Here is a 25,951-nt window from a genome sequence, read left to right as displayed (position 1 = left end):
ATATATTCAATTTTCAAGTTGCGTTCGGGGTGTGACATTGGGTATTATGCCCTTGGTTGCGTATACACAAAATACCGCAATGCACACCAACGCTTTGACACAAGTTCTCTACAGCCTGTTCCAGAAACGCACCTCGGTTTCACTAAGTCGCAGGGCTTGTACGTGCCCGCAAGTATCAAAACGCTTTCTACTTATACACGAAAAGCACCACTTTTGTTGCATAAAAAATGCAACAATTGCAGAAATGTTGCCAAATTAAAATATAAATCATTTGTTTGCACAATTTGTTAAGTGATTTTTTGTTGGATATGACAAGTAAATCGGTATTATTATGTAATGGCAGACAAGTTGGTGCAGATAGTGATGAAATAAAGGGTAGATCAGGGCGGAGGTAATGAGGCGGAGGGTGATAAAAGCAGATGAGTAAACGAAAAATTTACGATTTGATAACACATTGGTAATAGTAGAAGTTTCTGCGTCGAATTGTGCGATTTTTGTTCAAATCGGAGAAAATAGGAAAATCAGCGAGATGTGTAAGCTAAAATGCTTGACAAGGGCTTGCTAATATTATATAATAGTATACTGTATCATAATGGAGTTTTCCACCTATTTCATGCGTTTTTGAGCGCAGAAAATCATGGAAAACACCGCCAAAACCACTGGCGAATACGATTGTTATATAGTATTATATAAATGTATTTTCCAAATAAATTAAGGAGTGATTGAGCCTATGGTGAATGTCAAGGACGTAAAACTTGGTAAGAACACGAGAAAGAGCTTTGCCAAGATCAATGAGGTTCTGGAGATGCCTAACCTTATTGAAGTGCAGAAGAACTCTTATCAGTGGTTCCTCGATGAAGGTCTGAAGGAGGTCTTCAGAGATGTTTCAGCTATTACTGATTATAATGGTACGCTGGAGCTGACTTTTGTTGGATACCATTTCGACGAAGAGGCTAAGTATTCTGTTGCAGAGTGCAAGGCGAGAGATGTAACTTATGCAGTGCCACTGAGAGTTACTGCAAGACTTAACAATACCGAGACCGGCGAGATCAAGGAGTCCGAGGTATTTATGGGTGACTTCCCTAAAATGACCGACAGCGGAACTTTTGTTATCAACGGTGCAGAGCGTGTTATCGTTTCTCAGTTGGTGCGTTCACCAGGTGTTTATTACGCTTTTGATAAGGACAAGACCGGTAAGGATCTGTTCAAGACAACTGTTATCCCTAACAGAGGTGCTTGGCTTGAATATGAAATGGATTCTAACGACGTGGTTTATGTCAGAATAGATAAAAACAGAAAGATCCCTCTTACTACTTTCCTGAGATCGCTCGGTATTGGTACTAACGAGGAGATCGAGGAAGTTTTCGGTCCTGATGAAAGACTTACTCAGACTATCATGCAGAAGGATCAGACTGCTAACAGAGAGGAAGCTCTTCTTGAAGTTTATAAGAAGCTCCGTCCGGGCGAGCCTCCTACAGTAGATTCTGCTGTTACTCACCTGAACAACCTGTTCTTTGACGCTAAGAGATACGATCTTTCAAGATTCGGAAGATATAAGTACAACAAGAAGCTTGGCGTTGGTTCAAGACTTTCAGGCCACAGACTTTCAAGACCTGTTGTAAATCCTATGACGGGCGAGGTAATGGCTGATGCCGGAGATCTTATCAGCTTTGATAAGGCTATGGAGATCGAGACCGCAGGTGTTATGGAGGCTTACGTTGACGTTGAGGTAAAGGAGCATCTTACTTCCGCAACAGGCGAGGCTGTTACAAAGCTTGAAGAGTGCGAAGTTAAGATCATAGGCAACGGCATGGTAGACATCAACGCTTATGTTGATTTTGACTGCACTGAGCTTGGCATCAACGAAAAGGTATCTTTCAAGGCTCTCAAGGAAATTCTTGAGGATTCTGAGAATGAGGAAGAGCTTAAGGAGAACATCAGACTTAAGGCTGACGACCTCGTTCCAAAGCACATCACTATCGATGATATTATCGCTACGGTTTCTTACTTCCTAAACCTTTGTGAGGGCGTTGGTACTGTTGACGATATCGACCATCTTGGCAACAGAAGAATCCGTTCAGTAGGCGAGCTTCTTCAGAACCAGTTCAGGATCGGTTTCACAAGAATGGAAAGAGTTATCCGTGAGAGAATGAACATTCAGTCACAGGGCACTGAGGTCGTTACTCCTACAGCTCTTATCAATATAAGACCTATCACTGCGGCTATCAGAGAGTTCTTCGGTTCTTCTCCGCTGTCACAGTTCATGGATCAAAACAACCCTCTGGCTGAGCTTACTCATAAGAGAAGACTTTCAGCCCTCGGCCCTGGCGGTCTTTCAAGAGACCGTGCCGGATTTGAGGTCCGTGACGTTCACTATACTCACTACGGCAGAATGTGTCCTATCGAGACGCCTGAAGGTCCTAACATCGGACTTATCTCTTATCTTGCTTCTTTCGCAAGGATAAACGAGTACGGCTTTATCGAAGCTCCTTACAGACGTGTTGACAAGGAAACAGGCGTTGTAACTGACGAAGTTGTTTATATGACGGCTGACGTTGAAGATAACTACATGGTCGCTCAGGCAAACGAGCCTCTTACTGAGGACAACAAGTTTGCCAGACCTAAGGTAAACGGCAGATACAGAGATCAGATCCTCGAGATCGAGAGAGAGAAGATCGACTTCATGGACGTTTCACCTAAAATGGTAGTTTCTGTGGCTACTGCTTGTATCCCGTTCCTTGAGAACGATGACGCTAACCGTGCGCTCATGGGTTCAAACATGCAGAGACAGGCTGTGCCGCTGCTCAAGACTGAGTCTCCTATCGTTGGTACTGGTATGGAATACAAGGCTTGTCTTGATTCAGGCGTTGCTGTTGTTTCTAAGAACGCAGGTGTTGTTGAGAGCGTTGACGCTGACAAGATCGTTATCCGTGAGGACAGCGGTATGCTCAGAACTTATGAGTTGACTAAGTTCAAGCGTTCAAACGCAGGTACTTGTACAAACCAGAGACCTATCGTCAATAAGGGCGAGAGAATTGAAGCTAATCAGATAATCGGTGACGGTCCTGCTACCTCAAACGGTGAGCTTTCACTTGGTAAGAACGCTCTTATCGGCTTCATGACTTGGGAAGGTTACAACTACGAGGACGCCGTTCTTCTGAACGAAAACCTTGTAAAGCAGGATAAGTACACTTCTATCCATATTGAAGAATATGAGACAGAAGCCAGAGATACAAAGCTCGGACCTGAGGAGATCACAAGAGATATTCCTAACGTTGGCGAGGACGCTCTTAAGGATCTGGACGAGAACGGTATCATCAGAATAGGCGCAGAGGTTCGCTCAGGCGATATTCTTGTTGGTAAGGTAACACCTAAGGGTGAAACTGAGCTGACAGCAGAGGAAAGACTTCTCAGAGCTATCTTCGGCGAAAAGGCTAGAGAAGTTAGAGATAATTCTCTTAAGGTACCTCACGGCGAGGCTGGTACTATTATTGATGTTAAGATATTCACAAGAGAGAACTGCGACGAGCTTTCTCCTGGAGTAAATATGCTCGTCAGATGCTACATCGCACAGAAGAGAAAGATCTCTGTGGGCGATAAGATGGCGGGTCGTCACGGTAACAAGGGTGTCGTTTCAAGAATACTTCCACAGGAGGATATGCCATTCCTTGAGGACGGTACTCCGCTTGATATCTGTCTTAACCCATTGGGCGTACCTTCCCGTATGAACATCGGTCAGGTGCTTGAGGTTCATCTTGGTATGGCTTCAAAGGCTCTTGGCTGGAAGATAATGACCCCTGTATTTGACGGCGCTCATGAGGCAGACATCAGAGAATGCTTCAAAATGGCTCAGCAGAATTATCTGGAGCATAAGGACGATGAGTTCACTCTCCACACAATGGACGAGGTCATCAACCCTAACGCACTGAGCATGAGCGAGGACGGCAAGTTCACTGTTTATGACGGAAGAACAGGCGAGAAGTTCGATAACAGAGTTACAGTCGGTTATATGTACTACCTGAAGCTCCACCACCTCGTAGACGATAAGATACACGCACGTTCAGTTGGTCCTTATTCACTGGTAACACAGCAGCCACTTGGCGGTAAGGCTCAGTTCGGCGGTCAGAGATTCGGAGAAATGGAAGTTTGGGCGCTCGAAGCTTACGGTGCTGCTTACACACTTCAGGAGATCCTTACAGTTAAGTCTGACGATACTGTGGGAAGAGTCAAGACATACGAGGCTATCGTTAAGGGACAGAATGTTCCTAAGCCTGGTGTTCCTGAGGCGTTCAAGGTACTTGTTAAGGAACTTCAGTCACTTGGTCTGGATCTCAAGGTACTCAACATCAATAACGAGGAAATAGATCTTAAGCAGTCGTTTGACGAGGACGAGGAGCTTGTTCCACAGCCTGCTATCGAAGATCATATCGATTTCGGCGTTGACGAGGGCGATCTCGACGAGGGCTTCATGGCTGAAGACGAGAACGGCACTTCCGAACTGGAGGGCAGCGCAGCTTCCGACGAGTCTGATCTGTTCCTTAATGACGGTGAATAATTTTGCACAGTAACTAAATAAGCTGAGGTCAAAGGGCGGAAGGCTCCGCCCCTGCGACCGTTTCATATAGAAGTCGGCTGCTGCCGTGCTTCAAACTAAACAGGAAGAGGGTACTGCTGTTGGAATTCAATGAGTTTGCATCAATCAAGATCGGTCTTGCTTCGCCTCAGAAGATCCGTGAGTGGTCTTACGGCGTTGTTACCAGACCTGAAACAATAAACTATCGTACTCAGAAGCCGGAAAAGGACGGATTGTTCTGCGAAAAGATATTCGGACCTTCAAAGGACTGGGAGTGTCACTGCGGTAAATATAAGAAAATTCGCTTTAAAGGCAAAGTCTGCGAGCGCTGCGGCGTTGAGGTAACAAGAGCCAAGGTTCGTAGAGAGAGAATGGGTCACATCGAGCTTGCTGCACCTGTTTCTCACATTTGGTATTTCAAGGGAACTCCGTCAAGAATAGGACAGATGCTTGAAATATCACAGAAAAGACTTGAAGAAGTTCTTTACTTCACAAAATACATCGTTATAGATCCGGGTAACACTGAGCTTATCAAGGGTCAGCTCCTTACTGAAAAGGATTATAGCGAAATGCAGGAAAAGTATGACGAGGACGAGTTCAGAGCCGGCATGGGCGCTGAGGCTATCAAGGAGCTTCTTGAAGAGATCGACCTCGAGAAGCTTTCAGAAGAGCTTAAAACTGAGCTGAAGGATCTTCCTGCGGGTCAGAAGCGTATCAAGCTTCTGAAAAGACTGGAGATCGTTGAGGCTTTCAGAACATCAGGCAACAGACCTGAGTGGATGATACTGGAGGCTATACCTGTTATACCACCTGATATCAGACCTATGGTACTGCTGGACGGCGGAAGATACGCAACCAGCGACCTTAATGACCTTTACAGACGTGTTATCAACAGAAATAACCGTCTTAAGAAAATGCTGGAGCTTGAAGCACCTGACATCATCGTTAGAAACGAAAAGAGAATGCTTCAGGAAGCTGTTGACGCACTTATCGACAACGGCAGACACGGCAGACCTGTTACAGGTCCTAACAACAGAGCATACAAGTCACTTTCAGATATGCTCAAAGGTAAGCAGGGACGTTTCAGACAGAACCTTCTTGGTAAGCGTGTTGACTATTCAGGACGTTCTGTTATCGTCGTAGGCCCTGAGCTTAAGATGTATCAGTGCGGTCTGCCAAAGGAAATGGCTCTTGAGCTGTTCAAGCCTTTCGTTATGAAAAGACTTGTTGACACCAATCCTACTATCAACATCAAGTCTGCAAGGAAAAAGGTAGACAGAGCTGAGCCGGAGGTTTGGGACGCACTTGAAAACGTTATTCAGGGTCACCCTGTAATGCTCAACCGTGCGCCTACACTTCACAGACTTGGTATTCAGGCATTCGAGCCTATCCTTGTAGAGGGCAGAGCTATCAAGCTTCACCCACTGGTTTGTACAGCGTTCAACGCTGACTTCGACGGCGACCAGATGGCTGTTCACCTGCCGATCTCAGCAGAGGCTCAGGCTGAGGCAAGATTCCTTATGCTGGCTGCCAACAACCTGTTGAAGCCTTCAGACGGACGCCCTGTTGCAGTTCCTACACAGGATATGATACTTGGTTCTTACTACCTGACACTGAAGAAGGACGGCGAGCCTGGCGAGGGCAAGGTGTTCAGAGATGTGAACGAGGCTCTTATGGCTTACGATCAGCACATCGTTTCACTTCATGCTGCTATCAAGGTAAGGATAACCAAGCAGATAGGCGACAAGCAGGTATCAAAGGTGATAGACGCTACAGTCGGAAGACTTATCTTCAACTCTATCATTCCTCAGAACCTTGGCTTTGTTGACAGAACAAATTCAGAAAAGCAGTTCGATCTTGAGATAAGCTTCCTTGTAAAGAAGAAGCAGCTTTCTGATATCATTGATAAATGTATACAGAAGCACGGTACTACTACGACTTCCGAAGTTCTCGACAACATCAAGAGCCTTGGTTATAAGTATTCTACAAAGTCTGCTATCACAGTTGCTGTTTGCGACGCTTCTATCCCTGAGGCAAAGAAGGATATCCTTGCTAAGGCTGACGGACTTGTTGACAAGATAGACAAGCAGTATAAGAGAGGTTATATTTCAAGAGAAGAGAAGTCAAAGAAGTTCATCGAGATCTGGAACAACGCTACAGACGAAGTTACAGAGGCTCTGAAAGCTAACCTTGACCCATATAACCCAATCAACATGATGGCTGACTCAGGTGCCCGTGGTTCTATCAACCAGATCAGACAGCTGGCAGGTATGCGTGGACTTATCGCCAACACATCAGGTTCAACTATCGAGATGCCTATCAGAGCTAACTACCGTGAGGGTCTTAACATTCTGGAATACTTCATTTCTTCCAGAGGTGCGAGAAAGGGACTTGCCGATACAGCTCTGCGTACAGCTGACTCAGGTTACCTTACAAGACGTCTTGTTGACGTTTCTCAGGACGTTATCATTCGTCAGGAGGATTGCGGTACTCACGTTGGTATCGAGATATTCGACATAAAGAACGGAAACGAAATGATCGAGCCTCTCAGCGAGAGACTTGTGGGCAGATACCTTGTTGAGGACCTCAAGGATCCTAAGACAGGCGAGATGATATGCTCAAGAAACAAGCTCATAAACGTTCATGACGCTGAAAGAATAGTTGCTGCACTCGAAGCTGAGGGTAAGGATTCTATCTCTATCAGATCAGTTCTTCAGTGTCAGGCTAAGCATGGCGTTTGCGCTAAGTGCTACGGCGCTAACCTTGCAAACGGAAATATCGTTCAGGTCGGTGAGGCTGTCGGCGTAATCTCCGCTCAGTCTATCGGTGAGCCTGGTACACAGCTTACAATGAGAACCTTCCACACAGGTGGTATCGCATCTGCGGAAGATATCACACAGGGTCTTCCTAGAGTCGAGGAGTTGTTTGAGAGCAGACGTCCAAAGGGTGCTGCTATCATCACAAGGATCGACGGCGTAGTTAGGATCGAGGAGGTCAAGAAGACCAAGCAGATCACTGTTACAAGTGAGGACACTGAAAATCCTGAGCAGGAGTCTTATGCTATTCCATACGGCTACAAGATAAGAGTTCGTGAGGGACAGGCTGTTACAGCCGGTGAGCCACTCACAGAGGGTTCTATCAACCCAGCTGATATCCTTGCAGTTAATGGTCCTAAGGCTGTTCAGAACTACATCATCACCGAAGTTCAGAAGGTTTACCGTCTGCAGGGTGTTGATATCAACGATAAGCACATCGAAGTTATCGTTCGTCAGATGATGAGAAAGGTCAAAATCGACGACTCCGGTTCAAGCTATCTGCTCCCTGGTTCACTTATCGACAGAGGAGAGGTCGCAAGACTCAACGAGGAGATACAGGCTCAGATCGACGCTGGCGACGAGAACGCAAGACTTATCACAACTGTTCCTGTTCTTCAGGGTATCACAAAGGCTTCAAGCTACTCGGATTCATTCCTGTCGGCTGCTTCATTCCAGGAGACAACTAAGGCTCTTACAGACGCAGCTATCAGAGGAAAGACCGATAAGCTCATGGGTCTTAAGGAAAATGTTATTATCGGTAAGCTCATTCCTGCCGGCACCGGTATGGACGTTTACAACAACGTTCAGGTGGTCAAGAATGAGAGCGCGGCTAACCATAACACCGCAGAAACACCGTTGTACTAATGACTTTTATATCAGCCTGCATGGTTCATTCATGCGGGCTGATTTTTTTATTTTGTATGAAACCTTTTTGCCTGCCACGGCGTTTTAGTATATGAAGGGAAGTGAAAGCATGAAGAATATGACCGAAAGCGAATACCGCCAACTCGTAGAGGAGTATTCGGATATGGTAACAAGGCTTTGCGTGGTGCACACGGGAAATTTTTCCGACGCTGAGGACTGCTATCAGAACGTGTTCTTCAAGCTTTTCAAGCAGATGAAAAAAGGCAGTCTGCCAAACCCGAAAGCGTGGCTCATCAGAGTGGCTCTCAACGAATGCCGGAGTGTTTTGCGGTATCGTTTGAGGAAAAACACAGTCGATCTGAACAGCATAACGTCTTTCTCAAAGGACGGCAGCGACATAGAGATACTTGACCTTATTTTCAGACTTCCCCCGAAATATCGGGATAGTATTTATCTTTATTACTTTGAGGAGCTGTCAGTGCAGGAGATAGCTAAGCTGACAAATATCAAGGAAAACACGATAAAAACACATCTCAAACGTGGAAGAGAACAACTGAAGGATATGATGATGTTGTGAACTATATGAATGTCAATAAAGACATAAAGTATCGGGACGTCGAGGACACCATCCACTACAAAAGAGGTAAAAATTATTATGTGGGGGCTGGACTTTCAGCATAACATTGACTAAAGGTATAGTTTGCAATGATGATATCACAGAAAGGGGCAGCAAATGAAAAAGATAAATGCTTTTTACTGTATAAAAACTCCTTCGGATTGGAAGGAGAGTGTGCTTATGTATGACAAGCCTACAGAGAAAAATAAAACAAAACTTACAGGCTTTCAGCTTGCAGGGGCGGTGCTTGCGGCTTTGCTTCTGGTGGTGGGCGGTGCGCTGACCCTTTATCGCAGCGGTGATGAGCATAAGATCAATGTCGGTATGCAGCAGCCAAGTATAGACAGTTCGGAAAGCCTTGACAGCACTGAGCTTACGGCTGATTTAGAACAGGCACAAAATGCGCTTAAGCAGGTCGTTAAAGACAAAGAGATAACGGCGGTCGGAATGTATGCAGGCTGCGGCTCGGACGGAACGGGATATCTTTTTGTCGATAAGATATATGTTGAGAAATACACCTCTGAAAAGGGCGGATTGATCGACTATGTTACTGTGAATGAATATGAATACCTGAAATACCACTATTACGCTGCGTTTAAACTTGATTTCAGAGCGAAAGATGTTACCACAGGGAAGTTTGTTTATGCGGACGAACTGAAAGTGGGCGAAAAAATCGCAGTCGGCACAAACTGCGATAATCTGAGTAATTGGAACTCGGATGAGATCGCAACAGGTCTTGGCGAAACGGTCGGTGGCGACAGCTTTGGAACAGACTTCTATTATTCACTTAGATCATCAATAGCCTATGCTTATGATATCGACAGTTCAAAGGATACAGGCAAGGAAAAGCTTGATAAGCTCATTCTTGATAGTGTACAGCATATATACGAAGATATGATACTGCAAGCTGACGACTTCAACATTGTGCTAAATCCTGTTGAAAAGGACTGGGGATTTAAAATTAATACGTTGGTAAATTCTGTTAAGCATATCGATTATGATGCTGACAATTACGAAAGGGATATTATCTATCCGCTGATAATAACACCAATTCAAAAGGGTAAAGCCATAAACGTTTCCACAGCAGGAGGGTCAAAGGAAGGCATAATTATCAAGGTGGACGGAAGATATTTCAGTATAACTTCCAATTATAAGGATATTGTGGAGCAGGACGATACTAATAATGAATGGTACGGTTCCCAAAGTGCGACGGTAAAGAACAACAGAAATTACTTCTTTGATGAAAATGAATGGCTCGTTGCAATTAAATTCGCAACGGGTGCAAACACCTATTTTAGTGATGATCTGAAACTTTATATCAATGAAGTACAAAACGATATAACCTATTCGGACAAGACTGACGACAGCGATTGTGTTATAACTTATCATAGATTCAGCGAGACAGAGGTCGAAGTGGCGGATAAAGGACAAATTTTAGATACAGACAGCAAGACGGAATGAGGGAATATATTTGCAGGGCAGGGCGTGAAAAGCCGCTGCCCTGTGCTTTTTATAGCTTTTGACAGAAAATTTAACTGAAATTTTCAAAAAGTTAAAAAAGTCAAGAAAAAGTGCTTGACAAGAGACGGAGAATAGTGTATAATATCAAGGTATGCTGATGTATTGTATATCGGCGTATAGTATCAAATCTATGAAAGGAGAGAAAATATGCCAACCTTTAACCAGTTAGTAAGAAAAGGAAGAAATGTCCTTGCAGACAAGTCTACAGCTCCTGCTCTTCAGAAGGGTTTCAACTCAAAGAAGAAGGTAGTTATCGATCAGAGCTGCCCACAGAAGCGTGGCGTTTGCACAGTAGTAAGAACTGCTACACCTAAAAAGCCAAACTCAGCTATGAGAAAGGTTGCCAGAGTTAAGCTCACAAACGGAAACGAAGTTACAGCTTATATCCCTGGTATCGGACACAATCTTCAGGAGCACTCCGTTGTTCTTATCAGAGGCGGACGTGTTAAGGACCTCCCTGGTGTAAGATATCACATCATCAGAGGCACTCTCGACGCTCAGGGCGTTGCTAAGAGAATGCAGGCGAGATCCAAGTATGGCGCTAAGAAGCCAAAGGCAGGAGCAGCCAAGTAATCAAAAACTGAAAAGCTCATTTTAGTAACAAGGTAATAACTCATTGTCGCATATTGCGAAGACCACAGTTTATGTGGAGTGATTAATATATATTAGTTGACTCTACAAGGAACTGACGGGGCTGTAAAACGGCTGTGTGCCGTGGTTACAGAGCGAGTACCTGTGAATTCATTATTTGTGAAGGAGGGAATTAAAGTGCCAAGAAGAGGTAGAGTTACAAAGAGAGACGTGCTTCAGGATCCAGTATACAATTCTAAGCTTGTTACACGTCTTGTAAACAACATCATGCTTGACGGTAAGAAGGGTGTTGCCCAGAAGATCGTTTACGGAGCATTTGAAATTGTCGAAGAAAAGACAGGCAGACCTGCTCTTGAAGTATTCCAGGAGGCTATGGATAACATCATGCCTGAGCTGGAGGTCAAGGCTCGCCGTGTAGGCGGTGCGACTTACCAGGTACCAATGGAGGTTCGTCCTGACAGAAGACAGACACTTGGTCTGAGATGGATAACAAAGTATTCTCGTGAGAGAAACGAGGACACAATGAGAGAGAGACTCGCAGCAGAGATCCTCGACGCTCTTAACGGCGTTGGCGGTTCATGCAAGAAGCGTGACGAAACTCATAAGATGGCTGAAGCTAACAAGGCTTTCGCTCATTACAGATGGTAAGAGGTATAAAGGAGGATATATATGGCAAGAGAATGTAAATTGCAGGATTACCGTAATATCGGTATCATGGCACACATCGACGCCGGCAAGACTACTACTACAGAGCGTATCCTGTTTTATACCGGTGTAAACTATAAGATCGGTGAAACACACGACGGTGCATCTACAATGGACTGGATGGCACAGGAGAAGGAGAGAGGTATCACAATTACTTCTGCTGCTACTACTTGCTACTGGAAGGGTCACAGACTCAACATTATAGATACTCCGGGCCACGTTGACTTTACAGTTGAGGTTGAGCGTTCACTTCGTGTACTCGACGGTTCTGTAACAGTTCTTTGTGCTAAGGGTGGTGTTGAGCCTCAGACTGAAACAGTTTGGAGACAGGCTGACAACTATCAGGTACCAAGAATGGTATATGTCAACAAGATGGATATCATGGGCGCAGACTTCTACAACGTTTTGAATATGCTCCATGAAAGACTCCATTGTAATGCCGTTCCTATCCAGCTCCCTATCGGCGCTGAGGACGACTTCAAGGGAATCATCGACCTGCTCGAAATGAAGGCTTATGTATACTATGATGACCTTGGAAAGGATATCCGTCAGGAGGAAATTCCTGAGGACCTCAAGGAAAAGGCTGAACAGTATCACGCTGACCTTATCGAGCATCTTGCAGAAGTTGATGACGATCTCGCTGAGAAGTATTTCGCAGACGAGGAGATCACTATCGACGAGATGAAGAAGGTAATCAGAAAGAGTACTATCGCTAACACAATGGTACCTGTTACCTGCGGAACTTCATACAGAAACAAGGGCGTTCAGAAGCTTCTTGACGCTATTGTAGATTATATGCCTTCACCTATCGACGTACCACACATCAAGGGTACTGACGTAAACACAGGTGAAGAAGTTGAGAGAATTTCAGGCGACGATCAGCCGTTCGCTGCTCTCGCATTCAAGATCGCTACAGACCCATTCGTTGGTAAGCTCTGCTACTTCAGAGTTTATTCAGGTGTTCTGACAGCCGGTTCTACAGTTTATAACTCCACTAAGGACAAAGACGAGAGAATCGGAAGAATCGTTCAGATGCACTCTAACGCTAGAAAGGATATCGATACTATCTACGCTGGTGATATCGGTGCCGCTATCGGTCTGAAGAACACAACAACAGGTGACACTCTTTGTGATGAAGAGCACCCTGTACTTCTTGAGTCAATGGAATTCCCTGAGCCTGTTATCCAGCTCGCTATCGAGCCTAAGACTAAGGCAGGTCAGGAAAAGATGGGTATCGCTCTTGCAAAGCTTGCTGAAGAGGACCCAACATTCAGAACTTATACTTCTGAGGAAACAGGTCAGACAATTATCGCCGGAATGGGCGAGCTGCACCTTGAGATCATCGTAGACAGACTTCTCCGTGAGTTCAAGGTAGAGGCTAATGTCGGCGCTCCTCAGGTTTCATATAAGGAAACAATCACTGCTCCTGCAAGCGTTGATTACAAGTACGCTAAGCAGTCAGGTGGTAAGGGTCAGTACGGTCACGTTAAGATCAATGTTGAGCCGAACGAGTCCGGTAAGGGCTATGAGTTCATCAACAAGGTTGTCGGCGGTGCTATTCCTAAGGAATACATTCCTGCAGTTGACGCAGGTATCAAGGGCGCTATGGAGAACGGTGTTCTCGCAGGCTTCCAGGTAGTTGACGTTAAGGTCGAGCTGTACGATGGATCTTATCACGAAGTCGACTCTTCTGAAATGGCATTTAAGATCGCCGGTTCTATGGCGTTCAAGGAGGCTATGAGAAAGGCTTCACCAATCATTCTTGAGCCTATCATGAAGGTTTGCGTTATCGCTCCTGATGATTATCTCGGAACAGTTATAGGCGACCTCAACTCCCGTCGTGGACAGATCCTCGGTCAGGAGCAGAGAACCGGTGCTGTTCAGGTAGACGCTCTCGTTCCACTGTCTGAAATGTTTGGTTACTCAAATGATCTGCGTTCTAAGACACAGGGCCGTGGACAGTACACAATGGAGCCTGACAGCTACATTCAGGTACCAAAGTCTATCTCTGAGAAGATCATGGCTTCAAGAAACAAGGACTAATAAATTTGCGGAAAATTTTCTGCTTTTTCTATTGCAAATTTGCTTTTTATTTGATATAATTATACTACGGTATGTTAAATCGGAAACTATTAAATTTTAAGGAGGAAAATTCCTATGGCAAAGGCACATTTCGAAAGAACCAAACCACACGTTAACATTGGTACAATCGGTCACGTTGACCACGGTAAGACAACTCTTACTGCTGCTATCACAAAGACTCTTGCTCTTGAAGGTCTTGCTGAGAAGAAGGATTACAACAACATCGACTCAGCTCCAGAGGAGAGAGAGAGAGGAATTACAATCAACACAGCTCACGTTGAGTATGAGACAAAGAATCGTCACTATGCTCACGTTGACTGCCCAGGCCACGCTGACTATGTAAAGAACATGATCACTGGTGCTGCTCAGATGGACGGCGCTATCCTCGTAGTTGCTGCTTCTGACGGTCCTATGGCTCAGACAAGAGAGCACCTTCTCCTTGCTAGACAGGTAGGCGTTCCAGCTATCGTTGTTTTCATGAACAAGGCTGACCAGGTTGACGATGAAGAGCTTCTCGATCTCGTTGAGATGGATATCAGAGAGCTCCTCGACAAGTACGATTTCCCTGGCGATGAGACTCCAATCATCAAGGGTTCAGCTCTTGCAGCTCTTGAAGCTCCAGATGATCTTTCAGATCCAGCTTACAAGCCAATCCTTGACCTTATGGACGCTGTTGACTCATTCATTCCAACACCAGACAGAAAGTCTGATCTTCCATTCCTGATGCCTGTTGAGGACGTATTCACAATCACAGGCCGTGGTACAGTTGCTACTGGTAGAGTTGAAAGAGGTCAGCTCAAGACTGGTGACGAAGTTGAGATCCTCGGACTTTCAACTGAGAGACCAAAGACTGTTGTAACAGGTATCGAGATGTTCAGAAAGATCCTTGACTACGCTGAGGCAGGCGACAACATCGGTGCGCTTCTCCGTGGTATCCAGAGATCTGACATTCAGAGAGGACAGGTTCTTTGTAAGCCAGGCTCCATTCACCCATATACAAAGTTCTCAGGTCAGGTTTACGTTCTGAAGAAGGAAGAGGGCGGCCGTCATACTCCATTCTTCAACAACTACAGACCACAGTTCTATTTCAGAACAACTGACGTTACAGGCGTTATCACACTTCCTGCTGACAAGGAAATGTGTATGCCTGGCGATAACGTAGAGATGGATGTTGAGCTTATCACTCCAATCGCTATCGAAGAGGGACTTCGTTTCGCTATCCGTGAGGGTGGTAGAACAGTAGGTTCTGGCGTCGTTACAGCTGTTAGAGACTAATTTTTAGTTCGCTATATAAAGATCGGGTACAATATGTATCCGATCTTTTTTTGTCTTAAAATATTATGAATAATAAGTTAAATGATATTTGTATGCTTTAAAAAAGTACGGTGATATGCTATAATTAGTATATCGGAGGTGAGAATTTGAACGATACGAATACTAAAGATTATATGATTGACGTTGCCCAGGATACCACTTATCAAAATCAAAGTGATGATTATAAGAAGTCGTTTGCAAAGTGGCGTTCAAATCCTCAAAATTCTTTTGGATTTCAGTTTATACATGATACAAGAGAACACTCATACATTGATGGCGAGGGTTTTGTGCCTCATAAGGCAGAGGTAGCTGAGAGGATCTCTATGCTAAAATGCTGTAGTTTGTTGGGCATTTGTCTTGTGGTAATGCTTGCTATTGATTTTCTTAACTATTTTATAGTGAATAAATACGCGCCGGATACAACCGGTACATTTGTGTATTTTTCTCAAACAGATGGCGGATATGGCAGATATGGTGTTGGAATGACTTTTATTTTAGGTCTGTTGTTTGCCGCAAAGTTTGTTGTGCCTGGTCTTATTTTTAAGATCGTTACTAAGATCCCTAATAAAGTCGTTTTTGCAAATTCAAAGGGCTACGAAAAAATGCGTGGAACTGCTGTGGTTATTATGATGGTCATAATCGTTGTGGGCAGAGTTGGACAATATATCCTTAGTCTGCTGTTTTCAGCTGTGCATTTAGACGGGATATATTCTATTTTTGTATTCTCTGAAGATCCTGTTGTTGCTCTTGTTTCTTTTGCTTTCTTTGCGATCATTGTTCCTATAATGCAAGAGATAGTATTTCGAGGAGTTTTTTTGCAGACTTTTCGTCAATTTGGCGACACCTTCGCTATTATGATCACTGCTGTTGTAAATGGTTTATGCTACTATGATATTACATATCTGCCTTTTGTTATATGCTGTACTGCGGTTCTTGGACTATTTACTATACGAACAGGCTCGGTTTTTACTGCAATTTCAATGAGTATTTGCGCCCACATCACGAATTTTGTATTAAGTTACATTGTTCTCTATGATCTTCCTTATGCCAAAATAGCAGAAGTCATAATCTGTACAGTGATCGTTGGTGTATCACTTGTAATGTACTCGAAGCTTACAAGCTTTGGTGACTGGACATTCAACATTGAAAATGATAATTCTTTTATGACGATGTCAAAGCGAGTTAAATCTTTCATTGCAACTAACTCAATCGCAGTGTGGATAGCTGCAATTCTTGTGACCATGTTTGTGTGTGCGAGGATAATATGACGAGAGATGAGCTTTACATGAAAAAAGCGTTGGAGCTTGCGGAAATTGCCGCAGAGCAGGGGGAAGTACCTGTGGGTGCGATAGTTGTGAAGCGTTCCAGCGGTGAAATAATCGGCAGGGGATTCAATCGTCGTGAGTATGGGCGTTCCCCTTTGACTCATGCCGAGCTTGTGGCTATTGAGGAGGCGAGTCGCAATCTTGGGGGTTGGCGGCTTATGGGTTGTGAGCTTTTTGTTACTCTCGAGCCTTGTCCTATGTGTACGGGTGCGATAATAAATTCTCGAATAGAGCGTGTGGTTTTTGGTGCGTATGACCAAAAGGCTGGTTCTTGCGGGTCGGTGGTAAATCTTTTTGAGTTACCCTATAATCACAAACCTCTTTGCACAGGTGGTATACTGCAAGAGCAGTGTGCGGATACACTGACGGAATTTTTCAAAAATTTAAGACGAAAAAAAAACCTCTCCGAATAGTTCGGGGAGGTTTTCCTTATATTTCGTTTCGATTTTCCAAAGCCTTGTAAAGCGTCACTTCATCAGCATATTCAAGCACTCCGCCAACGGGTAGACCGAACGCCAAACGTGTGACCTTTACACCAAGGGGTTTCAGCAGCCTTGAAATGTAAATTGCCGTAGCTTCGCCATTAACTGTAGGATTAGTAGCCATAATGACTTCTTTAACATTCTCAGGCTCTATCCTCGCAAGCAGTTCTTTTATTTTAAGCTTGTCAGGGGAAATGTCGTCCATAGGGGAGAGAAGTCCATGCAAAACATGGTAAACACCTTTGTACTCCTTAGTACGCTCGAAAGCTGCTATATCCTTTGGGTCTTCTACTACGCAGACCGTTGTGTGGTCACGTCTTGGGTCGGCACAGATAGGACACTTTGGCTTGTCAGTAAAGTTCTGGCAAACGCTGCAAAGATGAACGCTTTTGTGGGCATTAGTGATAGCCGCTGCAAAAGCTGATGCGTCCTCGTCTGTCATGGACATAACATAGTAGGCAAGGCGCTGTGCGGACTTCATGCCTATACCGGGGAGCTTTGCAAATTGCTCTGCCAGAAGTACCAAAGGCAGTGCGTTTGACTCAGCCATTAAAACAGACCTGGGAATGATACTCCGCCTGTGAGTTTCTGCATTTCAGTGTCGCTTACTTCATCGAGGTTAGCAACAGCCTGATTGAAAGCTGCCATAACGAGGTCCTGAAGTGTTTCAACGTCCTCCGGATCAACTACCTCAGGCTTGATATCAAGCTTAAGAACGTTTCTCTTGCCGTTGATAGTTACCTCAACAACTCCGCCGCCTGCTGTACCTGTGAACTCTCTCTGCTCAAGGTCTGCCTGAAGAGCTGTGATCTCGTCCTGCATTTTCTGAGCCTGCTTGAGCATCTGATTCATGTTATTGGAAGGACCCTTGCCCATTCCCTGTGGAAGTCTTGCTTTCATTTTAAAAACTCCTTATATTCAAAATTATTTTTTTATATCAACTTCAATATCAAGTTTTTTCGCTTTGTCAAGCAACTGATTTATAGGATTTTCCGTATCCTCAGGTGCGACATTTTTGGCTGATTTGACTTTGATAGTGAAGTTTTGTCCGAAATTATTTTTCAGTATCTCATTAAGCACCGTAGCATCGCCGCTTGCTTTGAACTTTTTGAGATAAAAGTCATTGTGTACTATCATAAGCAGCACATTCTGACACATATAAGCCTTTGAGTTGACTAAGAAACAGCCTATGGCAGGATTTGTCTGCTTGACCTGCTCCACAATGTTGTCCCAAGTCTGCACAAGCTTGAAGTCGCTTGCTTTCATTTTCTTGAAATCCGGGTCAAAAGGCTTTGGTGGTGGTGCTTGTTCCTGCTGAGCCGGTGTGGTGATCTGCGGTTGAGTCTGCAAAACGGCACCATTTTTTAGTGCATTCTCAAGCTGAGTTATTCTATTAAGAAGCACTGTGATCTCAGCATTGCCTGATACAGCCTGCACAGTTGCACCTGCTTTTTGAGCAGCTCCGCACAGCTTTATGATACACATTTCAAGCTCGATACGCTTTGATGTGCTTTTTGCAAAACGCTCGCTGCACTCCTGCAAAGTATTTATATCCCCGAGTATCTCGTCCAGCTTCATGCGTTCTGCAAGGGCTTTAAGTCTTTCATACTCGTCAGGCAGACAAGTTATAAGATCCTTGTTGTTGTCGATAGTTTTGATTATCATGACATTTCTCATCTGAGCGAGCAGTTCACCTGCCAAGACTTTCAGATCTTTTGACATATCATAAAGTTTGTCAACGACCCTGAGTGCGCCTGCTGCGTCCTTTTCGGCTATTTTTTCAAGAATATCAAAAAGATAATCACGTCCTGCAATGCCGGAAGCTGAGGACACAACGTCAAGGGTGATGTCATTTTCATAGGCAACGCACTGGTCTAAAAGAGAAAGTGCGTCACGCATACCACCGTCAGAAAGCCTTGCTATCATGCCTGCGGCATCTTCGTGGAGGGTAAAGCCCTCCTGAGAAGCAATATACATAAGCCTTGAAACGATGTCCTCGTTTCTTATCCTGTGAAAGTCGAAATGCTGGCATCTCGACACGATAGTTGCAGGAACTTTATGTATCTCCGTAGTGGCAAGAATAAACTTGACATGCGGAGGAGGTTCTTCCATAGTTTTCAGCAGGGCATTGAATGCGCCAGCGGAAAGCATATGCACCTCGTCTATGATATATACCTTATATTTACATCTTTCAGGAGTATAGACAACGCCTTCACGCAACTCTCTGATATCGTCTACTTTAGAATTTGAAGCAGCGTCAATCTCGATAATATCGGAAAGAGTGCCGTTGTCAGCGTCTTTGCATATCTCACATTCAAGGCATGGCTCACCGTCATGTTGGTCAAGGCAATTGATAGCCTTTGCAAAAATTCTTGCGCAGGTGGTCTTTCCCGTACCTCTCGAGCCTGTGAAAAGATAGGCGTGGGCGGTCTTGCCGCTTTTTATCTGATTTTTGAGAGTAGTTGTAATATGCGGTTGTGAAACAACATCGTCAAATGACATTGGACGCCATTTTCTGTACAATGCCTGATACAAAACTCTCACTCCAATCAAGAAAATAAAAAAATCAATCCGACATATGGGCGTGCGGGCGGAACTGTGACACACGAAACAAACCGCTTAATGCTGCTCGGTTCCCCGCCTGACATGGTTCACAGCGTTTCATTGCACAGGACCCGCACACCTATATCTCGGATTGATGAGGAACAATAACTGAATCATATCAATCTAACTTTTGTTACCTTACTATTATAACATACTTCCAATGAAATTTCAAGTGTTTTTGAAAAAAAGTTATAAAAAAGGCAAAGAACATCAACGCCGCTGAACAAAGCTGGACAGCGGCGGATATTATGTGCTTGTAAAATTATATCAGGTGGCAATGATGAAATTCAGCTTGCCGAACGGATAGTTCACCGGGATACAGAATGCAGTGCTTGACAGGGCAAGCTCGCCATTTTCCAAAAATTCCTGCGGTGTGAGTGTAAGCTCAACGCCATGCTCGTTTGACTCATTTACAACGAACAGACCGTCGTTTACGTTCAGAAATTCGCCTGCTGTAGCGTTTACAAAGTCATCAACCTCCGTGAAGCTCTCTTTGGCAAACCTCTCAGCGAAAGCCATATATGTCTTTGAATCTGTGGCAATGCAAGCCTCAGCGTTATATTTTCCATTTATTTTTTGGATAACGATATGTTCTGCTGCAAAATTCTTTATAACTGACGCTTCCATAGGAGTGAAATCGTCACCGATAAATCTGATAAGATTTTTGAAAAGCAAAGTAACATAATCAGTACAGATACGGGCATTTTCATCATTGTCAAAATGATAGAACTCATTGATAAGGTTATGTAGAGTTTCTGTTTGATTGTCTGAAATATCGTCGGTTATCTGATTTTCAGCCTTATAGTCTTTAAGTGCCTTTTCAAACTCAGCATTGGTAAGGGCACCGTTATTAACAAGGGTCTGACCCAGGAGCAGGTAATCTGTAGGCTGCTGAGCGAGAAGCTTTTCAACGTCGTCAGCGGTAACATAGCCAAGCTCCACGGCAAGGTCGCCAAAACGTTTATCGACACTCTGCTGAGTGATATTGACGTGCTCTACCTGCTCGGCTGTCATAAGACCAGCGTTTATAGCGAGAACGCCAAGGCGAAGTCTTGTATGCTTTTTAGCCTCGAAAGCCTGAGTAAGATCCTCAGCGGTACAAAGCTTATGGTTAAAGAGGTAGCCTCCAAAAAACTGCGCAAACATTTACAGTACCCCCTTTGCAACGTTCTCAAGAACTTTAAGAGCGTCATTATCAGCTATAGGTTTCTGCAAAAAGTCCACAGCTCCCGACTTAAGAGCGTCTTTCAAATGGCTCTGAGTACCAACAGAAGAAGCCATTATCACCTTAGCGTCAGGATCTTCTGCTATTATCTGTTTGAGGGCTTCAATACCTGTTACCTTTGGCATGATGATATCCATGAAAACCACGTCAGGCTTGAACTCCTTATATTTGCTAACAGCCTCCTCACCGTCGGCTGCTTCATAAACGGCTTTTACTCCAAATCCAGAAATAGACATACTGAGCTTTTTGCGAGCGAACATAGAATCGTCGCATATAAGCACTGTCATTTCATTTATATTCACGATAGATCCCTCCCGATTATTTTGCGGCAGCAGTTCCGTAATTGCCGATGACGGAGAAAATAATTTCTCTACTGCCTTGTTTTTAATTATATCATAAAAATCTCCAAAAGTCAAGAGTCGCCAAATATGTTTTATGTTGAAAATATACAAACAAGTAAATGCAGAATTTACTTGCAGTTTGCTTGACAAAATGAAAAAAGTATGCTATAATCATAGTGTTATGTGCCGGTGTGATGGAATTGGCAGACGTGTCGGACTCAAAATCCGATGGTAGCGATACCGTACCGGTTCGACCCCGGTCACCGGCACCAGGAGAACAGGTTCTTGTATCAAGAGCCTGTTTTTTTATTAGAGTCCTCATTCTCTTCAGCCTTTGCTTCACCACCAAGAGCATTGGCGAGCCTACCTCTGCTTGAAAGCCACTTCAGACGAACTGAAACGCCCCTCAGAGCCGTCCGAGCCTGCGGAGCGGAAAACTAACCATCTGAAAAGAAAAGACCTGAGAAGTGCTTGTGTGAGCAAATCTCAGTTCTTTGTGAGTTATTCAGCTTCAAAAAGGGTATGCTGCCATTGTGGCGCGCGTCATAATGATGATACGGACTTGTGTGGAACGGTTTGCAGGTGTTCCAATAGACTACGGGCAAGCGGCACACATCAATATTGTGCCTTAACGAAATCTTAACGCCGTAACCGTAATCTTAACAGCACATTAACCGCTCACGTGATATAATAAAGCTATAATTTGAACGAGAGGTGTACGATGTTACATAAAAATAGAGTAAAAAACAGAACTCATATGACTTCATTTCGGGTCATCATTATCAGTTTTTTTTGTCTAATTCTGGTAGGTACGCTGCTTCTGATGCTGCCGATCTCATCAAGGCAGCGGTGTGTGACTTCATTCCCTGATGCAATGTTCACAGCCGTTTCAGCTACCTGTGTGACCGGGCTTGTTGTAAAGGATACTGCTACATACTGGTCTCTGTTCGGGCAGGCGGTCATTCTGATGCTAATTCAGATCGGAGGTATGGGCGTTATCACCGTTGGGCTTGCGATCATTAGAGCATCAGGGCGGAAAATCGGTCTGTGGCAGCGCAGTACGATGCAGGAATCCATCTCCGCACCGCAGGTAGGCGGTATTGTGAAGCTGACAGGCTTTATCCTTAAAACATCACTTATCATAGAGATGATCGGTGCGGCTTTGCTTGCACCCGTTTTCTGCAATGATCTTGGTATCGCTAAGGGACTGTGGTATTCCTTGTTTCACAGCATATCGGCTTTTTGCAATGCAGGCTTTGATCTGTTCGGCATAAAAGAACCGTTCTCATCGCTGACCTATTACCACAGCAACATCTATCTCAATATCATCATTATGCTGCTAATTATTACGGGAGGCATCGGCTTTCTCGTCTGGGGCGATATCGGAACACACAAGCACAGGATCAGGCGCTACTCTCTGCAAAGCAAGGTCGTACTGATGACATCTGCTGTCTTGATCGTTCTGCCTGCGCTGTATTTCTTCTTTTTTGAATATGACCATGGGACTATCCATGACCGGACGATCCATTCACTGTTTCAGTCTGTCACAACACGAACCGCAGGCTTTAACACAACTGATCTCGCTGCTATGGATGAATCAGGTACAGCCATTATGGTCATTCTTATGCTTATAGGCGGTTCTCCAGGTTCCACCGCAGGCGGTATGAAAACAGCGACTTTTGCTGTTCTGTTCCTTTCTGCGATCACAGTGTTTAGCCGCAGAAATGATGTGCAGTGCTTCAAAAGAAGAATATCAGACGAAACTGTCCGCAGTGCAGGCGCTGTTTTGTTTATGTATCTTGTATTGTTCTTTACAAGCGGTGTCATTATCAGCAGAGTGGAAGATCTACCGCTGCTGACCTGTCTGTTTGAAACAAGCTCAGCTATCGGTACAGTAGGGCTGTCACTTGGCATTACAAGCGGTCTGTCTGCTGTATCCCGTGTGATACTGATGATACTTATGTTTTTCGGAAGAGTCGGCGGACTGACACTCATTTATGCAGCTCTGCCGTCGGCGGACAGTCAGAATTCACGCTTACCGCTTGAAAAAATATCCGTAGGATAAGGAGTTTTATATATGAAAACAGTTTTAATTATCGGAGTAGGTCAATTCGGCAGTCATATTGCCAGACGCATGGAGGAGCTTCGGTGTGAGGTCATGGCAGTAGATGAAAATGAGAAGCATATCAACGATATCCTGCCTTATGTGACCAACGCAAGGATCGGTGACAGCACCAATGAGGAATTTCTCCGTTCGCTTGGTGTAGGAAACTATGATGTTTGTATCGTTGCCCTCGGCAGCCGTTTTCAGTCTTCTCTGGAAACAACGTCTTTGCTCAAGGAGCTGGGGGCAAAGAAAGTCATATCCCGTGCGACAAATGATGTACAAATGAAATTCCTGCTTAAAAACGGAGCCGATGAGGTTGTCTATCCTGAGAAGCAGATGGCACTTCGCATCGCTACAAAATATGCATCAGACAGCATACTCGACTTTATTCATCTGGATAACAATTACTCGATCTACGAACTGAAAGTACCGAAGGACTGGTTCGGAAAGTCGCTTTCACAGATCGATATACGAAAGAAATTCAAGATCAATATTCTGACGATCAAACGTGGAGAAGAGGTATTTATCCCTGCACCGGACACTGTAATTGAAACTGATGACATCGCATTTGTCATAGGTGAGGTTCGGGATATCCAGAAATGTTTCAGAATCTAGGAGATGATCGTGTGAGAGATGTTCTGCTTGCACTGTCTGTAGGAGCAATGTTTCTCTACGGCTTTTATATTATGAAAAAAGTAGATGAATTCATCGAGGAGATACAAAAGAGCAGACGTGGACACGACCTGTCAGAAGATGATGTTGACGAACACAAAAGTGATATGTTATAATAACAAGGGTGATCCTTATGACTGCTAATTCTATAAAAAGCTCTAAAGCATTTTCTGTGTTCAAAGACTCCGCTATATGTATTGTGGTGCTGACAGCCGCAACACTTGCCGGATACGCATTCAAAGCCTTTCAACTTGCCGATGCGGACATTATCATGCTGTATATTATTGCTGTGCTTGTGATATCCATTTTTACATCAAAGATGTATTTCTGCCTGATATCATCATTAGTAGGAGTAATGCTTTTCAACTGCTTCTTCACCTATCCTGAGTTTTCTCTTTCAGTTCACGATGCAGGCTATCTTGTCACATTTGTGACGATGTTTATTACAGCGTTCATTGCAGGAACGCTTGCCAATAAGCTGAAACGCAATATCCTGATCGCCGAGCAGAATGCCCGTGAAAAGGAGGAGGCGGCACTTCTGGCGCAGAATGAACAGCTTAGAGCTGATATGCTCCGTTCCATATCCCATGATCTCAGAACACCGCTGACCTCCATATCAGGCAATGCCAGCACGCTCATTTCCGGCGGCGATACGCTTGATGAATCAGCACGTCAGCAGATATACACGGATATTTATTCCGAATCAATGTGGCTTATCGAAATGGTGGAAAATCTTTTATACGCTACACGAATTGAGGACGGCAGAATGCAGCTCAATATCTCGGTAGAGATACTTGATGACATTGTTCAGGAGGCTGTCAGACACACCAAACGCACTCACCCAAAGCGAAATATCATCGTTGATATGTATGACGAGATAATCCCCGTTATGGCAGATGCGAACCTTATCGTACAGGTCATAGTCAATCTTATGGATAATGCTGTCAAGTACAGTGATGAAGATTCTGATGTTACCGTCAGTGTGCGCCGAGAAAATGCGCATACTGTTGTGATATCCGTGTCCGATCACGGCACTGGTATCTCCGATGAAGAAAAAGAAAAGGTATTTGATATGTTCTATACGGGCGGCAGCCGTTCCTCAGACAGCAGAAGAAGTCTGGGGCTGGGGCTTGCACTGTGCAGGTCAATTATTACTTCACACGGCGGTACTATATCTGTCAGCGACAACATACCAAACGGTACAGTTGTCAGCTTTACTCTGCCAATAGGAGAGGTCGATCTAAATGAATGAATATCTTGTTCTGGTGGTGGAGGACGACAAGCCTATCAGAAATCTTATTACAACTACTCTTAAAATGAACGACTATCGCTTTATTACTGCTGTCAGGGGCAATGAAGCGATCATGCTCAGCGCTTCGCATAAGCCTGATATTATCATACTTGACCTTGGACTGCCTGATATTGACGGCGTTGAGGTGATAGAGCATATACGCACTTGGAGCGATGTTCCTATCATCATAGTCAGTGCAAGGAGCGAGGAAAGGGACAAGATAACAGCCCTTGACAAAGGTGCAGATGATTACCTGACAAAGCCTTTCTCTGTTGACGAACTTCTCGCAAGGCTCAGAGTGATACAAAGGCGGCTTATGAAGTCCGAAAACATCTCGGTCACGGAGTTTGTCAATGGCAGACTACGGATAGACTATGTTTCGGGCTGTGTTCACCTTGATGATGAAGAAATTCACCTGACACCGATAGAATACAAGCTGCTTTGCCTGCTTGCCAAGAATGTCGGCAAGGTGCTGACGCATAAGTACATTATCCAAAGTGTATGGGGAACTCCTGCGGATAACAGCGAAGCCTCCCTGCGTGTATTTATGGCTACCCTGCGAAAAAAGCTGAGTGACAGCAGTCAGGCGCTGATACAAACACATATCGGTATTGGGTATCGTATGATGAAATTATAGTTTTAGGGAGCAGTACAAAGCAGACACTTTATTTGATGATCTGTATCGCCTTCAATGGCTGCAAAAACAATTGAACTGATTTTTTCTAAAGGAAAAAAGGGCAATGCCTTCCACTCACGGAGGACATTGCCCTTTTCCTTATGCGGTGATTATATCAGTCCTGAATCTCCTACATCATAGTTGCG

20 protein-coding genes, 1 tRNA gene and 1 other RNA gene are annotated in these 25,951 nt (G+C 44.4%); 16 read left to right on the top strand and 6 right to left on the bottom strand.

Features of this window, described 5'->3' with window-relative positions; translation table 11 throughout:
* The first annotated feature begins 730 nt into the window (after positions 1-730).
* The 10 genes from rpoB (at position 731) to tadA (ending at position 16,820) form a co-directional block, all read left to right on the top strand.
* Positions 731-4,555 carry a DNA-directed RNA polymerase subunit beta gene (gene rpoB / locus DW015_RS05375; protein ID WP_117904703.1) on the top strand — a complete coding sequence of 1,275 codons (3,825 nt, stop codon included), beginning with the start codon at positions 731-733 and terminating at the stop codon, positions 4,553-4,555.
* A 119-nt stretch (positions 4,556-4,674) separates the two neighbouring features.
* Positions 4,675-8,253, top strand: a complete 3,579-nt coding sequence (gene rpoC / locus DW015_RS05370; protein WP_022288667.1) for a DNA-directed RNA polymerase subunit beta' — start codon at positions 4,675-4,677, stop codon at positions 8,251-8,253.
* Between the two features lie 109 nt (positions 8,254-8,362).
* Entirely contained in the window at positions 8,363-8,830 is a 468-nt protein-coding gene (locus DW015_RS05365) for an RNA polymerase sigma factor (protein ID WP_181979843.1), read from the top strand.
* Positions 8,831-8,986: 156 nt separating this feature from the next.
* The gene (locus DW015_RS05360) at positions 8,987-10,330 is read left to right on the top strand and encodes a hypothetical protein (protein WP_117904700.1); all 1,344 of its coding nucleotides are present in this window, start codon (positions 8,987-8,989) and stop codon (positions 10,328-10,330) included.
* 207 nt (positions 10,331-10,537) lie between these two features.
* Positions 10,538-10,963: a 30S ribosomal protein S12 gene (rpsL, locus tag DW015_RS05355; RefSeq protein WP_022288664.1), complete on the top strand. Its 426-nt coding sequence runs from the start codon at positions 10,538-10,540 to the stop codon at positions 10,961-10,963.
* Positions 10,964-11,158: 195 nt separating this feature from the next.
* Positions 11,159-11,629 (top strand): 30S ribosomal protein S7, encoded by a 471-nt coding sequence (gene rpsG, locus DW015_RS05350; protein ID WP_022288663.1) that lies wholly within the window; start codon positions 11,159-11,161, stop codon positions 11,627-11,629.
* 21 nt (positions 11,630-11,650) lie between these two features.
* The gene (gene fusA / locus DW015_RS05345) at positions 11,651-13,729 is read left to right on the top strand and encodes an elongation factor G (protein WP_117877671.1); all 2,079 of its coding nucleotides are present in this window, start codon (positions 11,651-11,653) and stop codon (positions 13,727-13,729) included.
* A 114-nt stretch (positions 13,730-13,843) separates the two neighbouring features.
* Positions 13,844-15,043, top strand: coding sequence for an elongation factor Tu (gene tuf / locus DW015_RS05340; RefSeq protein WP_117877670.1), 1,200 nt, complete (start codon positions 13,844-13,846; stop codon positions 15,041-15,043).
* 146 nt (positions 15,044-15,189) lie between these two features.
* Complete coding sequence (locus DW015_RS05335) at positions 15,190-16,350, top strand: CPBP family intramembrane glutamic endopeptidase (RefSeq protein WP_117904698.1); 1,161 nt, start codon at positions 15,190-15,192, stop codon at positions 16,348-16,350.
* On the top strand, positions 16,347-16,820 hold the full coding sequence (gene tadA, locus DW015_RS05330; protein WP_117904696.1) for a tRNA adenosine(34) deaminase TadA: 474 nt from the start codon (positions 16,347-16,349) through the stop codon (positions 16,818-16,820). Before DW015_RS05335 ends, tadA begins: the two co-directional genes overlap by 4 nt.
* A gap of 16 nt (positions 16,821-16,836) precedes the next feature.
* On the opposite strand, the gene recR is transcribed toward tadA, so the two are convergent.
* The 6 genes from recR to DW015_RS05300 all read right to left on the bottom strand — a co-directional run bounded on the left by recR (position 16,837) and on the right by DW015_RS05300 (position 21,020).
* Complete coding sequence (recR, locus tag DW015_RS05325) at positions 16,837-17,439, bottom strand: recombination mediator RecR (protein ID WP_022288658.1); 603 nt, start codon at positions 17,437-17,439, stop codon at positions 16,837-16,839.
* Positions 17,439-17,789 carry a YbaB/EbfC family nucleoid-associated protein gene (locus tag DW015_RS05320; protein WP_022288657.1) on the bottom strand — a complete coding sequence of 117 codons (351 nt, stop codon included), beginning with the start codon at positions 17,787-17,789 and terminating at the stop codon, positions 17,439-17,441. The genes recR and DW015_RS05320 overlap by 1 nt, the downstream gene beginning before the upstream one ends.
* A gap of 24 nt (positions 17,790-17,813) precedes the next feature.
* Positions 17,814-19,433 (bottom strand): DNA polymerase III subunit gamma/tau, encoded by a 1,620-nt coding sequence (gene dnaX / locus DW015_RS05315; protein WP_278305999.1) that lies wholly within the window; start codon positions 19,431-19,433, stop codon positions 17,814-17,816.
* 37 nt (positions 19,434-19,470) lie between these two features.
* An RNA gene (ffs, locus tag DW015_RS05310) (signal recognition particle sRNA small type) lies at positions 19,471-19,570 on the bottom strand.
* Between the two features lie 190 nt (positions 19,571-19,760).
* Positions 19,761-20,639 carry a chemotaxis protein CheX gene (locus DW015_RS05305; RefSeq protein ID WP_117904692.1) on the bottom strand — a complete coding sequence of 293 codons (879 nt, stop codon included), beginning with the start codon at positions 20,637-20,639 and terminating at the stop codon, positions 19,761-19,763.
* Positions 20,640-21,020 carry a response regulator gene (locus DW015_RS05300; RefSeq protein ID WP_038671146.1) on the bottom strand — a complete coding sequence of 127 codons (381 nt, stop codon included), beginning with the start codon at positions 21,018-21,020 and terminating at the stop codon, positions 20,640-20,642.
* A gap of 224 nt (positions 21,021-21,244) precedes the next feature.
* Between DW015_RS05300 and DW015_RS05295 the strand changes: the two genes are divergently transcribed.
* The 6 genes from DW015_RS05295 (at position 21,245) to DW015_RS05270 (ending at position 25,766) form a co-directional block, all read left to right on the top strand.
* Positions 21,245-21,331 (top strand) — tRNA-Leu (locus tag DW015_RS05295).
* Positions 21,332-21,780: 449 nt separating this feature from the next.
* The gene (locus DW015_RS05285; protein ID WP_117904690.1) at positions 21,781-23,124 is read left to right on the top strand and encodes a potassium transporter TrkG; all 1,344 of its coding nucleotides are present in this window, start codon (positions 21,781-21,783) and stop codon (positions 23,122-23,124) included.
* A gap of 12 nt (positions 23,125-23,136) precedes the next feature.
* Positions 23,137-23,781 (top strand): TrkA family potassium uptake protein, encoded by a 645-nt coding sequence (locus tag DW015_RS05280; RefSeq protein WP_117858509.1) that lies wholly within the window; start codon positions 23,137-23,139, stop codon positions 23,779-23,781.
* Positions 23,782-23,792: 11 nt separating this feature from the next.
* Complete coding sequence (locus DW015_RS13400) at positions 23,793-23,954, top strand: hypothetical protein (RefSeq protein WP_181979842.1); 162 nt, start codon at positions 23,793-23,795, stop codon at positions 23,952-23,954.
* 17 nt (positions 23,955-23,971) lie between these two features.
* Positions 23,972-25,090: an ATP-binding protein gene (locus DW015_RS05275; RefSeq protein ID WP_117858512.1), complete on the top strand. Its 1,119-nt coding sequence runs from the start codon at positions 23,972-23,974 to the stop codon at positions 25,088-25,090.
* Entirely contained in the window at positions 25,083-25,766 is a 684-nt protein-coding gene (locus tag DW015_RS05270) for a response regulator transcription factor (RefSeq protein WP_022288650.1), read from the top strand. The genes DW015_RS05275 and DW015_RS05270 overlap by 8 nt, the downstream gene beginning before the upstream one ends.
* Positions 25,767-25,951: the final 185 nt, after the last annotated feature.

The organism is Ruminococcus sp. AF37-20 (genome assembly GCF_003460465.1).
In the GTDB taxonomy this organism is placed as follows: domain Bacteria; phylum Bacillota; class Clostridia; order Oscillospirales; family Ruminococcaceae; genus Hominimerdicola; species Hominimerdicola aceti.
Note: the sequence above shows the minus strand (reverse complement) of the source record. Positions and strands in the feature narration are given on the sequence as shown.

Coding starts and splice junctions, on each gene's coding strand:
- rpoB (WP_117904703.1), top strand. CDS start 731: ATGGTGAATGTCAAGGACGTAAAACTTGGTAAGAACACGAGAAAGAGC.
- DW015_RS05365 (WP_181979843.1), top strand. CDS start 8,363: ATGAAGAATATGACCGAAAGCGAATACCGCCAACTCGTAGAGGAGTAT.
- DW015_RS05360 (WP_117904700.1), top strand. CDS start 8,987: ATGAAAAAGATAAATGCTTTTTACTGTATAAAAACTCCTTCGGATTGG.
- rpsL (WP_022288664.1), top strand. CDS start 10,538: ATGCCAACCTTTAACCAGTTAGTAAGAAAAGGAAGAAATGTCCTTGCA.
- fusA (WP_117877671.1), top strand. CDS start 11,651: ATGGCAAGAGAATGTAAATTGCAGGATTACCGTAATATCGGTATCATG.
- tuf (WP_117877670.1), top strand. CDS start 13,844: ATGGCAAAGGCACATTTCGAAAGAACCAAACCACACGTTAACATTGGT.
- tadA (WP_117904696.1), top strand. CDS start 16,347: ATGACGAGAGATGAGCTTTACATGAAAAAAGCGTTGGAGCTTGCGGAA.
- recR (WP_022288658.1), bottom strand. CDS start 17,439: ATGGCTGAGTCAAACGCACTGCCTTTGGTACTTCTGGCAGAGCAATTT.
- DW015_RS05320 (WP_022288657.1), bottom strand. CDS start 17,789: ATGAAAGCAAGACTTCCACAGGGAATGGGCAAGGGTCCTTCCAATAAC.
- DW015_RS05305 (WP_117904692.1), bottom strand. CDS start 20,639: ATGTTTGCGCAGTTTTTTGGAGGCTACCTCTTTAACCATAAGCTTTGT.
- DW015_RS05285 (WP_117904690.1), top strand. CDS start 21,781: ATGTTACATAAAAATAGAGTAAAAAACAGAACTCATATGACTTCATTT.
- DW015_RS05280 (WP_117858509.1), top strand. CDS start 23,137: ATGAAAACAGTTTTAATTATCGGAGTAGGTCAATTCGGCAGTCATATT.
- DW015_RS05275 (WP_117858512.1), top strand. CDS start 23,972: ATGACTGCTAATTCTATAAAAAGCTCTAAAGCATTTTCTGTGTTCAAA.
- DW015_RS05270 (WP_022288650.1), top strand. CDS start 25,083: ATGAATGAATATCTTGTTCTGGTGGTGGAGGACGACAAGCCTATCAGA.